The following is a 13,491-nucleotide window of genomic DNA, read 5'->3' as shown; positions in this document are numbered from 1 at the left end:
TATCTTTTTATGATTTATTTTGGTTAAAAAATATTATAAGCATAGGTGACATAATACACCGCACCAATACGAGGGTTGGCTATACCAGTAGAATAATATTTGTTCGTAATATTCGTACCACCGATACGAATGCCAGAACGCGCTTTAATAAGCTTATAGCTCACCTGTGCATCAATTACAGTTGAGCTAGGCACCTGCCCCGCCGCAAGCCCCCCAGACACAACATAATAATAACCGGGTTTATAACGAAGTGATGTACTAAATGACCAGACTTGTTTTTTACCAAAACCACTATTTCCAAATTCAAAGTTAAAGTGATAATTAGGTGTATTAAAGTTATTGATCTGGCTATTGTTTTTATTTTTAAGATAGTCCGAGTAATAGTTTGCCTTGGTCATAAAATTCTTACCCAGATCTATGCTTACACTTGCAGCATAGCCGTATGTATTTACTGTTTCTCCACCATTAAAAGCGACATTATATTGAACATAGGTAGCATGATCCTTAAAAGCGTTGATATCGTCAGTCCCCGGTGTATTGGCTACATTGGCATAACCGATAAAATTCTTCCATGTTGAAAAATAACCAAGCACATCAACCATGACACGCTTACCAAACATCGCTGCGTATCCTAATTCAAAAGCATTGACTGACTGCGGTTTGATATCATCAAACTTAAATTGCTGAAGTACTTTCGGATCATTTGTCGACTGAAATTTTTGTACACTTTCTAATGTATAGGGTGGATAGCGGTCAAATTGATAATTATCAATCAATAATAGTGAGGATCCACCGGATGAAAAACTATTATAACCATTCAATGTATTTTGAAGCGCCTGAATATTAGAAGGGAAACTATATGCATTCTGATAAGAGAAACGCAAATAATTCTGTCTTTGCATATCATAGACCAATGATGCACGTGACGTAAGCCGTGGTTGAGCAAATAATGTATTTTTATCATATCGAAAAGAAGTCGCGATATTCAACCGTTCGTCCATGACTCTCTTTGCCATTTGAAGATAAGCACTGTATTCATTGACATGAATCGGTTTATCCTTATCTGGGAAAAGTGTGTTTTTAGAATTGAGACTATACAGGCGCCAATTGACACCGGCTATGACCTGCATAAATTTGATATGATCTGAGAAATTATATTGCGCTTCAGCATTATATAACTTACTGCGGTCAAGAAATAATGTCCCACCCTCTGAAATTGGCGTATTGCTAATGCTATCTTTAAGTCTATTGAATAATGCGCTACCAAGTTCCGCCCGGCCCTGGTCAGCTAAAGTACGTCCTTGGAGATGAGCATCTGTAAGCGATGTGCCAGTGGCAAGTGCATTAAGAAGACCAGCCGTGTACTCCGGATACCAGCCCCCTACATTACCATCGTAACTTGTTTTCCAGGACTCATTGATGTATTGGGCCGTCGGTCCGGCGACGAGTGTTTTACCTGAATTTTCCTGAGTCGTATAAGCCCGGACAAACCATTTGTCACTTCGTACCTCCAAACGATATTGGCCCACTTTAAATCCCTTTAACTGATAACGGGTATCATTGGTATACACGATGTTTCCTGTGCCAAAAGTTGCCGAAGCAATCGCTTCGATATCCGGTGAAATCTTATAGCGAAATTCACCATTTACTTTAAAAAGCTTGGCTCTATTATCGAGATACCCATACTCAGGATAGCCTGTCCGGGAAACATAGTTTGAATGAGCAAGTAGAGGTTCAACAATTGGCGCCAGATCTGGATTTCCAGCAAGTGCAGCTTCCAGGAAAGGGTTGATATCTACTGAAGTTGCCCCGCCGTACATATTGACACCATTATAATTGGGATCCGTTAGCGCTGTACCCAAACCATTTTTATTCGTCTCATCATTCGCCACCCAATCTTTTGCCTGGGTATATTGACCATTGACCTTAAAAGCAATCTTATTGCTCAGTTGTTTCGCATAGCGAATTGTCCAATCATAATAGGGCGATGCGGGAACAGGATCATTATTCTTTTTAGCGTTTATATGATTGACACCCTGAGTCACCAATACACTTAATCCTTGATATTTGAATGGATTTTTACCTGTCGCGATCATGGTTCCGTTGAGCCCACGGGAGCCATATAAGGCAGAAGAAGCGCCTGATAAAAGCTCTATATTGTCGACATCAAGCTGGGTCAAACCAATAACTGAGCCCAGTGGAAAATTCAATCCCGGGGCCTGATTGTCCATACCATCAACAATCTGTGTAAAATTTGTATTCCCGCTTGTATTGAACCCACGTGTCGTTACACTGGTGAAACCGATACTGGACACCGTAACATCGACTCCTCGCAGGCCCTGAAGCATGTCCATATAACTTATTTGAGCAGAATTACGGATATCTTTGTTACTGATCTGCTCGATGGTCACAGGGGAAGACAATTTGGTCTGAACTGTTCGACTAGCGGACACAACCACCTCCTGCCCCAGTATCGGCGAAACATTAAGCGGAATTTCTAACGGAGAGGCTGCACTCTCGACAAGAACCTCGCGGGGTTCAAATCCGATCGCTGAAATAGAAAGGATTAGGGGCAAAGGTTTATTCGTTTTCAATTGAAAACGACCTCGATCATCCGAAAAGGTACCTTCCTTACTGTCTTTTATACGTATGGAGATTGCATACGCGGCCTCCCCGGTCAGGCTATTACTAACACGCCCGTTTATCGTCTGTTGCGCAAACAAAGAAAATGGAGCGCAGATACAGAGAATCTGGATTAATAAGGTAATTTTTTTCATAGTTTATATTGGTTAGCGTATAATATTCGCTTCAATGCCTCACTTTACCCCATCCATGATTCCCTGAAACAGGTCATCATCCTTGTTTTCTGATCCCCTTGAAAATCAAGGAAACCAAAAATTTAGTATCCCGAAGACTTTGCGCATAGTCGATCTCGACTTGCTTCTTTAGGATCGCTTGTTGCTCTGTACTATGCTTTAATGCATTCGCAAAATTGATTAGTACAGAAGCAGTATTTTCCGGATCTTCCATATCCAGATGCTCCTGAGCGATGGCCTGCACCAAAAGCTTTGTCAGAAAATCCTTTTCCTGCACCATCATCGCATCATATAGTTCAAAAAAACGAGGTAAAATCTTGTCAAGCGATTCTACCGACACCCTATTCATATTGAGCACATTCGTATAATAGTTCAATCGCGATTCTAAATAGAACCCGATCTGATTCTCCACGCCTTTTTTCTTTAAGGTACTCTGTTGCAATGTATTTATAAAAGACTCACCTTCGCGAATCGCAACTTCAATAAAAATATCTTCCTTGTTCTTATAATAATAGTAAAGCGAAGTTTTGTTCAATCCTACGGCTTTCGCAATATCGTCCAATGTCGTCTTCTCTAAACCATATCGCTCAAAACATTCCATTGCGGCCCGACCAATCCGCTCCTTAACCTGTTCCTTTTTGTTCATCTGAATTAAAGTTAGTTATATATTTTCAATTTTCAAACATTTTATTAAAATGTTTGAAAATTGAAAATATATAAAATGAATACTGTCATCTAGCAATCTCAAACAGCAAGTTGATATTCAATGCATATACCAACCAGCATATTCCTGCTACAGGTAAATTTAACATTTCGCAGGTAGTTTTAGATTCGCTATTTCAAAAAACGTAATTTTTAATTATACGCTGCTCAAGATGTTATTTTCTTGCCTTATGAAAAGAATAAAAAAACAAAAATGCATTATAATTGTAATAAGAAAGTGACATTTAACAATTTAAAAAAACAAATATGAACCAGATTATGAACATGATAACGATTGCAGGCCTCAGCGCAGTACTCCTTTCGTCAACCCCAGTACCTCAGCAAAGTGTAGGTCATAACAACTACACCGAAGCGATTGAGCAAACTCTGTCTACAAAAGGAGTAGAAGGTACTGATTCCTTATTGCAATACTTCGACCAGACAACCAAAGAACTCGAAAAACAAGTCTCAGGTCTTAGTGAAGCTCAGCTGCAATTTAAGGCAGCCCCAGACAAATGGTCGATCAGCCAATGCCTGGAGCATATTATACTCTCTGAACGCATGATATTTGACATGGCAAAAGCATCTTTGACAAAAGCTCCCCAGCCAGAAAGAAAAAGTGAGGTTCAAATGACTGACGACAATCTAAAAACGACGATTACTGATCGAAGTCATAAGTTTCAGGCTCCAAAAGAACTTCAACCAACCGGTATATACAAAGACTCAAAAACAGCTTTAGCTGATTTTCGTAACGCGCGGCAGCCAGTCATTGATTACATCAAAAAGGCAGATGCTAAAGACCTCCGCAACCATATCAACGATTATCCGACAGGCGTCGTAGATGGCTACCAAGGCTTGATGTTTATAGCGGCACATTGTGCCCGACATACCAAACAGATTGAAGAAGTAAAAGCAGATCCTAACTTTCCAAAACAATAAGATCATGAAAAAAATGAATTATCAGATCACGATCGACTCCCCTGCCGATCATGTATTTAAGACAATGCTCGATAAAGAAACATACAAAAAGTGGACAGCTGCCTTTAACCCAACTTCTGACTTTGAGGGTAGCTGGGAAAAGGGTGCCAAGATTTATTTTACCGGTATCAATAAAGATGGTGAAAAAGAAGGTATGGTGGCAGAGATAGCCGAAAATATTCCAAATAAATACATATCTATTCGTCACTACGGTATATTGGACAAGGGCAAAGAGATTACCGAAGGACCGGCTGTCGAAGGCTGGGCCGGCTCATTGGAGAATTATACTTTTACGGATCTTAATGGTAAAACATTATTAAAGGTCGATGTGGACACCAATGAAGAGTATATTGAATATTTTGACGAATCGTGGCCAAAAGCTTTACAAATTCTCAAAGAGATCAGTGAGAACTGATAAAGGAGAATATTGTCCGAACACTTGGTAAAAAAACTAAGACAAAAAAGGCTGTATCACAGCTTCCGAGACTCTGTCTATCTCAAAAACAAAGGTTCCTTCAATTGAAAGAACCTTTGTTTATTCTATATCAAAGTAATTGATTGATATACTTTTTCAACTTTTCTTTTTGCTCGGGTAGTGGACAACGTATTTCGGACCAGTTCCCCTCCTTATCGATCAAACAGAACCGTGGAATTGCTGTAATTCCATACTGTTTGCCAAAGAACTTCCCGCGATCGTCGAGCAACTGAATCCCCCCCAGCTCTTTTTCTTTAATCGCACTTAACCATTTTGCCTTATCCTTCTCGCTGTCCAAAGAAATCCCAACAAATACAATATTATCATTTCCTTTATACTCTTCCTCGATTTCCTTAAAAAATGGAATTTGCGCTTTACAAGGTCCGCACCAGGTAGCCCAAACGTCTATTAAGATCACTTTGCCTTTAAAATCCTTCATGGACACCGTCTTTCCTTCCATATCGGGTAAGGTAAAATTGTAGGAAGATTTACCAATATAGGCCGTATCGGCGACAAACATATTTAGCAGACCGTTATATTTTTTCTGGATGTTTCCAACTTGAGCATAGCGTTTAAAGGGCAAAAATATCTCTCTAAACTCGCTATAATTGGATATGTTGAATTCTAGATCTTCCAACTGAGATTTTAATATCAACGGTTTCAAAGTTTCATTCTCGACCGCTGCCATATACAAACCTACCTTTTCCGCATCCGTCAACTGCTTCCTTTTCGCCTCATCAACTTGAAGAAGGCTAAAACGTGCAGACAGATTGAGATAGCTATATCCATCTCCCAATGTTAAGAGATCAGCACTATTAAGCATATGCCCGATCAATAGTCCTTTATAATAATCTGGGACATCCACAAACTCTTTGGACGGCATCCAATATACTCCTCTTTTTTCTGTCGAAGACTTTAGGAGCATCTGCAATGCAAGTAGATCGTTATCCAATTGCACTGTTGTTTTAAAAAGCTCATTAAACCTGGAATTATTAGTTTTTATCTGCGCTATAAATGCGCCCAAGCTGCTTTGTACAGGCTTATATGCCTGCGTAAAAGCTTCTCGATCTGGCTTTTGCTGCATCAATATTTTCAACAATGGAAGTTTTACTTTCTCCCACTGTGCAATCTGCTTGTTTTCACTTGTGGTTTTGGTCGCTCCTACCTCCGTACCTGTCGCAATATCCAATCTGATATCAATATCATCTCCCGGATGGAGATATATTGCTTTTTTTGTCCTTATTGTTGAGATATAATAAAAACCATCTTTCTCCATTGGAATAGCAAAATTAAATACTGAATCTCCTCGGGCGACAAAATTAGTCTGTACAATCTGAGTCTGTCCATTCACTACTTTTTCCAGTGAAAGCTCTGCCCCAACGGTTGCATGGTCTATGACACCTGATACAAATGCACTATGAGGTAATCTATTTGCTGTTGTCATTTTTGGACTTGCGGCATTCTTTCCCTGACCAAATAGGTTTGCGGTAATATTTAATTCAAGGTTTTGCTGTCCATTGAATTGAATGGGAAAGTTTATACTCTGATCAAGCTCCAATCGCCGATGACCTTCTTTCATGCGATCAATGCGCATGCTATAATGGATACCATTTCGAACAGGCACAGGTAACATAAATTTGTTCGTGCTGGTATCCACAACTGCCTTGGCCAGACGGAAAGAACGATCAGCTTCCTTTCCTATAATCGTAATTTCATAATTCTTCTTTTGATCAAAAGTTCCGCTGAGCGTTGTAAATCCACGCTGGGCATAGTTGTTTCTTGAAAATAGAAAGCCGCAAATCAAAAGTATGAGGTAGCTTATTTTTTGTTTCATAACACGATTTCATCTGTAAATATTTCTTATTCATCAATCAGCCTGAACTTGGCAAATTCAAATTTCACAGTCTCCTATATGATAACGTTCAACAGGAGCCTGTTGCCAATAAAAGCATTAATGCTCAGCCAATGCCTGATCAAGTATTTTTTTAAACCCCACTTCGGATGGTCTTGGTGCATCGACGGTAACAATCTTTCCTGTTCTGTCAAATATCAGAAAACGCGGGATTCCTTCTATCCGATAATATTTTTGTATGGACTCGGTCGCATTTGACAAAAGTTCAATAGTCGTAAAACCTCGTTTCTCCACAAAATTTTTCCAGACATCACGGCGATTCAATCCGTCAACGGAAACACCGACAAAAGCAATATCATTCCGATCTTTATAGCCTTCCGCTATTTTTTCCATCACAGGTTTTTCGGCTAAACAGGGAGCACACCACATCGCCCACATATCCAATACCAAAACTTTTCCTTTGAAACTATCCAGCGTATAGGTCTTGTCATGGACATCTTTCAAATTGAAATTGTAGCCCCGTGTCCCTTTTGCAAAAAGATAGAGTTCTTCGTATTTCTTTTGATAAGCCAATTGATCTTCTTCACTGCTCAGCACAGCTTTATAAGGCTCTACTTGCTGTTTAAAATCTTCATAACGTCTTATCTGTGAAAATTTTGAAATAATATAGGCTGCTTTTACCTGATCATTGTGAATTAGTGGAATATGTTCCGAGAATGGGATTGTTGCCAACGCAGCCGCATTGTTGTCCCGACGGAATCTCCAGAAAGCAAAAAGATAGTTTAGGAGATCTTGCCCATGCTCAGATCGCAAGACAGCAGGATTCGACACCAAGTCCTGAGTAAGTAACGGCTGATAAAAGTGCGCAACAGAAGCATCTGTATCCAATGAACCGTTCAAACGTTTCACAAAATGAAAGAAATTAGCAGCTCTTAAGTAAATCAAATCTGTTTGAACCTTGTCCGTCAACCAAGTATTAAAGTATGCATTATTAGTTCGATTTTTTTCCAGAAACTGTTTAGCGAAAGCTTGGAACCCTTCATAAGCTGCATACGACTCGCTCTGTTTTCCGTAAATATCCTTGCAGTATTGGTTGAACCGATTCGTCCAGGATTGCAGTATCTTAGTTTCCGAATTGGGTTTACGGACAATACAGCTATCATAGTCTACGGCGTAGCGGTCAAGAAATAAATCAATCCGTTGTTGGTCTCCCTTTTTTATGTAAAGCACATTCTTATAGTCTGTTCCTTTACCACCAGCTTTTGCAATGAAGTAAATACCTTCTTTTTTTTCATCGATGTCAAAGCCACCTTTTCCGTCCTTATCAGGGCGTTGAAACCCCAAGCTGATTGCTTTTCCATCTTTTAGACGGTATAAATTTACACCACTTTCCTTTGGTCCATTTACTGTAAAATCCAACCTAGATTTGATCGATTGGGCAAAACAATCCACTTGTCCCAAAAAGCATAACACTATGCCGATCACCGATATTTTCTTATTGATCTTCATTGTTGATCGAGTTTTAAAAGGTTGCTTAATGACTTAAGAGTCAGCTAAGCAACCCCCATTAAAAACACTAGATTATTTATACTTAAATTGCTTATTTAAAGACCGCTTTATGTAGTCTGCCATATATTGTAGGTGTGCTCTGGAATCTTCATCTGTCGTATTACCAACGGCAGCAAGAATATCTTTCTGTAAGCCATTCAAATGCATGGCGATCAGGCCTCCGATATCCGTCCCTGTAATTATTGGGGTTGCTTCCGCTGCCTGATTTCCACCAAACAGTAGCCCAATGGCATTATTCCCCAATTCTGCCTCGCGCATCGCACTCAACAATGCATTGACATAGGACTTTTGAACATCACGACGAAAAGCATCCATTGGCTTATAGCTCTTCAGTTCACTCCAGACGCCAGCTTTCATATCGGCCAACAAAGCTTGCATCGAATAGGTATGCTCTGTGCCGAAACGAGCTTGCATCATAAACAAGGTGTTAAACACACGTGCACTAAACACCGCATCCATCTGTCTCGCCTGTAACACCTTGACAGAACTGTTTCGAATCGGGTTACCGATCTTATTTAAAATATCATTATTCAATAACCAGTTCGGTGTTTCAAAAACCTCCCTATTCAAAAATGCAACAGCTTCGCGTTGTTTTTCCACTGGCGCAGATTCGTAGACATCCCCCGGTTGATCTGGATACTTGATTGTTTCATAGACACTCCCTATATTTTTGGTAACATGTGTGGTATAACGGTTGAACTGATTGATCAATTGAATGTACATCTGCGTCATATTTTTATACAGATCATCTTCTTCGTTCGTCCATTCAGGCAAGTGCGCCAAAACATATTTTAGATTCTTGATTCCGTAAGTACTTGCTTCCATGCTATTGTCACCAACATCCTCAGTCTGACAACGACAATCATTATTCAGTCCCTCTCCACCGAACCAAAGTTTCGGGTTAGCTGCGAGGCTATCGGTAATCCATTTGGCTACTATTTTACGATCAGCTTCAATGCTTTTTGCTCCTGTATAGCGATAACCCCATTTAATAGCCCATTTGTCATAATCGTTGATGCGAGGCATGATACCACGTTCACCGATATTGTCCTCAGGCTGGGCTACATAGTTGAAACGGGCATAATCCATGATAGAAACCGAGTGTCCATGCTTTTCGACCCATTCCTTATCTCTTAGTTTTTCTACGGGTGTCTGGCTGCTCGCGCCCATATTATGACGCAACCCCAGTGTGTGGCCAACCTCGTGAGATGAGACAAAACGGATCAATTCACCCATCAACTCATCACTGAATTTCATCTTGCGTGCTCTTTCATCACTTGGTCCTGCCTGAATCATATACCAGTCATGGACCAACGACATTACGTTATGGTACCAACCAATATAGCCCTGCAGAATTTCACCTGTCCGTGGATCGTGAATATTAGGACCATAAGCGTTGGCCGTTTCGGAAGGGAAATAACGTAGTACTTTGTAACGCGCATCTTCAAGACTCATGGTCGTATCTCCTTCGGGCCATTCTTTACCAATGATCGCATTCTTGAATCCCGCCGCTTCAAAAGCTTCATTCCAGTCATTAATCCCCTGGATTAGATATGGACGCCATTGCTTTGGTGTAGCCGGATCAATATAATAGACAATCTGTTCCTTTGGTTCTACGAGAATCCCCTTTTTATACTTCTCCATGTCTTCGGCTTTCGGTTCCAAACGATACCGGACGATAACCGATTTAAAACTTGGATTCTGCTGTCCATCCGATAGCGGTGTATATCCATCGGCGAAATAGCCTACACGTTGATCAAATTCCCGAGGAACCATTGGCGTCTTGGGCATCAACAAAATGGATGTAGAAACTTCTAAAGTGATCGCATTCCCTACCTTAGCGGCTTCTATTGCAGGCGCGAAAACCGTAGGTTTAGCCGCTACCGTAGCAGCATAGGTACGTACAGATTTCATCTCGATATTAATCGGATAAGCAGAGACACTCTTCAAAAAACTACGGTCAGCAGCTATAGCGCCCAAACCTAATTTTTTAGTGACCTCCTGCCCCAATTTGGTAAACAGGTTTTCTTTCGTCAGGAAATCAGTCACATCAATAATGGAGCTCTTATCTTCTTTTCCTCTCGTCTTTACATCAAATATCGTTGCAATAACATCAATATTGGCATTTTTTACAGCTGCGGCCATTGCATTGGTCGAATCCACAGAGGTACCTACGCCAACAATACGCAAATTGATTTTTTTGCCAGTTCCCTTATTAAAAAGGATAATCTTCTGGTCCATCTGCTCTCCCCCATACTTAGGGCTCCCACTTGGTACTTTGACCAAGAAATTGGTTAACAGCAACTCCCGATTTAGAAGGCTATCAGGTATATCAAAATAATACCGCTCTCCTGTTTTATAGATTGTAAACAGGCCCTTTTTCGTTTCGGTTTTATCCGTAATAATAGTTTTTAGCGGATCAGCTTTCTTGACACTATCTGTCTTCGCTGTCACCTTCTGTTCTTTGGACTGGGCAAAAGTCCCGATACTGCAACAGCTTATCAATGTAAATAATAACAGTTTTAATTTCATGATCAGAGTAATTTATACAGTATCTATATTAGTTTTTCGGGTTTAATGAATTATCTACTTTATCAGCAATATAAGTGAGGTGCGCCTGCATCAATAGATCCGAGTAACGAGGTGCAGCCTCTTTACACAAATTCATCAATTTAGTTAAATGTGCACGTAATATTACAGGGATATCTGTTCCAGCCAATAGATTTTCCTTGGTAGGATCTGGAATCATCTCACCTTCAGCAAGATCTTTTAAGAGATAATTGATAAAGTTCTTTTGAATATAACGTTTGCCTTCATCTACCTGTTGGCCATTTTTTACCTCTGCAAAAAGTCCAGCAGTAAGATCATTCAACATTTCCTCTATTGTATAGGATTCCACTTTACCGAAACGCATTGTCGACGTATTCACACGCGCTAATCTACTTGGCAGAAGCAAGTTAAACATTGCATCCTCCTGCATTTTTGTCACTTCCTCTTTTTTTGCCGGTTTTCTAAACTTGTTTAAAACAGTAGGTTCCAAAATCCAATTCGGGGTATTAAAGACTTCATCATTCAAAAAAGCAATCGCAGCCTTTTGAACTGATTTAGGTACAGGCGAATACACATCCCCTTGTTGCTCACTGCTTTTTAATTGTTCACGTACTCCTCCGATTTGTGTAAAAGCATGACGCATATAAAAAGAATATTGGCTGACCAAGGTATAGTAGATATCCGAAGTATTGTAATACGTATTCTCTCCTGTTGTCGTCCATGCAACCAAATTTTTCATGACATATTTAAGGTTATTGACGCCCAGCTTTGCAGCTTGAACAGGATCGTTACTCAAATCCTCCCATTGTGCCGAGGGATCGGTAATTTCTGTTGTCTTGATATTTAAAGGTTGTCCTGAAAAGCTCAATTTTCCACCTATCTTGACATTATCAGTAATCCATTTCTGACGGATCTTTTTGTCCGCATCAAAATCTGTGCTGCCTGTATAACGATACCCCCATTTGATAGCCCATTTATCATAGTCTCCAATCTGTGGAATCAATCCCTGACGGCTTACTTTGTCTTCAGGCTGAGCAACATAATTGTAGTGGGTATAATCCATAATCGAGTAGTTAAATGGATTTTTGGCCAACCAATTGCGATCACGCAATTGTGCGATTGGAATCGTAAAGCTACTACCCAAGTTTTCACTCAACCCTAAAGTTGAACCAATGGCACGACTAATTTCAGCTGTAATCAATTCGCCCATAAGCTCTTCGCTATACTGCATATCACGCGCGCCTTTATCTGTCGCACCGGCTTGCACCATATACCAATCATGTAATGTTTTGACCTGGCTGTGCGACCAACCGATGTGTACTTGCACAATCTCCCCAGTACGCGGATCACTAACGGAATTGTTATCTAAAAATGGACTTGTCGAAGGCATATATCGTATCACGCGGTAACGCGCATCTTCTAAATCCATCGTCTTGTCATTTTCGGGCCACTCTCTACCCTGAATGGCATCTTTAAATCCAGCAGTTTCAAAAGCTTTGTTCCAATTGTTGATCCCCGCCAGCATATATTTGCGGTAACGCTTTGGCGTAGCTGGATCAATATAATAGACCAGTGGTTCAATCGGTTTGACCAGCTTTCCAGCTTTATACGCCGCAAGATCTTCCGCTCTGATTTCCAATCTATTTTTAATAATAAATTGACGTCTGTCCACTTTTTGCTGATCATCCGAAAAGATAAAATTCCCACTCGATTTAAAACCGACACGTGGATCGTAAGCCTGTAATTGCATTGGATTTTCCGATAAGATCATCACGGAGTTACTGATTTCAAAGGTCACTCCGGCATTGGCAGGTGCGGGCGCTGCAGCTCCCCCGCCATCGCTGTCTCCCTCAGGTTTAGGTGCTGCACCGAGCGTAAAAGTCTTCATCGACTTAACTTCGATATTCTTTGGATAGCTTTCCATGGATAACAACTGTGAACGATCAGGCACAGGTGCCCCTGTCCCCATCTGCTTCTTTGCAGAGGCATGAAAGCCCGAAATCAGGTTGTCCTTTAAGAAAAAATCGGTTACATCAATCACCGAAGATTTACCATCTTCGGATCTTGCTTTGAGGTCTATAGCCATAATAATAGGCGCAACAGTCGAATTGGTTACCGCTTTAGCCAATTCATTCGATTCATTGGATTGTGCGGTATTGATAACGGCACGAATAAACAGTTTGTCTCCCGGTGCTTTTTCAAAAGTGACAATCATGGCATTCATCAGATCTCCTCCAAAACGTGGGCTTCCGGTAGGCACTTTGCTCAATCGTGTTGTAAAAAGGAATTCACGCGACAATAAGGCATCTGGAATCTCAAAATAATAACGATTATCGATATTATGTACTTTAAATAACCCTGTCTTGGTAATTGCTTTCGCAGTAATTACCTGGCCATATGGTTTTAACTTAGCAACAACGACGGTTTTATTAACAGCCGTAGTATCTTGGGCAAACCCCGTTGATGCAACTAAAAACGCTGCGGCAAAAACAGGAACAAATTTTGATTTCATGTTATTTAGTAAATGTGTTATTGTTATAATGAAATAT

General features: G+C 40.4%; 8 protein-coding genes. 2 read left to right on the top strand and 6 right to left on the bottom strand.

The features are described 5' to 3' along the window. Positions 1-23 precede the first annotated feature (23 nt). Positions 24-2,777, bottom strand: a complete 2,754-nt coding sequence (locus DFQ12_RS18890) for a TonB-dependent receptor (protein ID WP_120260617.1) — start codon at positions 2,775-2,777, stop codon at positions 24-26. A 76-nt stretch (positions 2,778-2,853) separates the two neighbouring features. Beyond that, positions 2,854-3,462, bottom strand: a complete 609-nt coding sequence (locus DFQ12_RS18885) for a TetR/AcrR family transcriptional regulator (protein WP_120260616.1) — start codon at positions 3,460-3,462, stop codon at positions 2,854-2,856. Between the two features lie 323 nt (positions 3,463-3,785). Here DFQ12_RS18885 and DFQ12_RS18880 point away from each other — a divergent pair, with 323 nt between their 5' ends. Both DFQ12_RS18880 and DFQ12_RS18875 read left to right on the top strand, forming a co-directional pair. Continuing rightward, positions 3,786-4,457: a DinB family protein gene (locus DFQ12_RS18880; RefSeq protein ID WP_120260615.1), complete on the top strand. Its 672-nt coding sequence runs from the start codon at positions 3,786-3,788 to the stop codon at positions 4,455-4,457. 4 nt (positions 4,458-4,461) lie between these two features. After that, positions 4,462-4,911 carry an SRPBCC family protein gene (locus DFQ12_RS18875; RefSeq protein ID WP_120260614.1) on the top strand — a complete coding sequence of 150 codons (450 nt, stop codon included), beginning with the start codon at positions 4,462-4,464 and terminating at the stop codon, positions 4,909-4,911. A gap of 130 nt (positions 4,912-5,041) precedes the next feature. Here the strand turns inward: DFQ12_RS18875 and DFQ12_RS18870 are convergent, their stop codons facing one another. The 4 genes from DFQ12_RS18870 to DFQ12_RS18855 all read right to left on the bottom strand — a co-directional run bounded on the left by DFQ12_RS18870 (position 5,042) and on the right by DFQ12_RS18855 (position 13,454). After that, a complete protein-coding gene (locus DFQ12_RS18870; RefSeq protein ID WP_120260613.1) occupies positions 5,042-6,805 on the bottom strand; it encodes a TlpA family protein disulfide reductase in 1,764 nt (587 codons plus the stop codon). A 117-nt stretch (positions 6,806-6,922) separates the two neighbouring features. Further along, positions 6,923-8,332 carry a TlpA family protein disulfide reductase gene (locus tag DFQ12_RS18865; protein WP_120260612.1) on the bottom strand — a complete coding sequence of 470 codons (1,410 nt, stop codon included), beginning with the start codon at positions 8,330-8,332 and terminating at the stop codon, positions 6,923-6,925. Positions 8,333-8,404: 72 nt separating this feature from the next. Then, entirely contained in the window at positions 8,405-10,924 is a 2,520-nt protein-coding gene (locus DFQ12_RS18860; RefSeq protein WP_120260611.1) for a zinc-dependent metalloprotease, read from the bottom strand. A gap of 28 nt (positions 10,925-10,952) precedes the next feature. After that, positions 10,953-13,454, bottom strand: coding sequence for a zinc-dependent metalloprotease (locus tag DFQ12_RS18855; RefSeq protein WP_120260610.1), 2,502 nt, complete (start codon positions 13,452-13,454; stop codon positions 10,953-10,955). Positions 13,455-13,491: the final 37 nt, after the last annotated feature.

The sequence above is a fragment of the Sphingobacterium detergens genome, assembly GCF_003610355.1.
Classification (GTDB): Bacteria; Bacteroidota; Bacteroidia; order Sphingobacteriales; family Sphingobacteriaceae; genus Sphingobacterium; species Sphingobacterium detergens.
The sequence above is the reverse complement of the archived record's forward strand: the minus strand, read 5'-3'. Positions and strand labels throughout refer to the sequence as shown.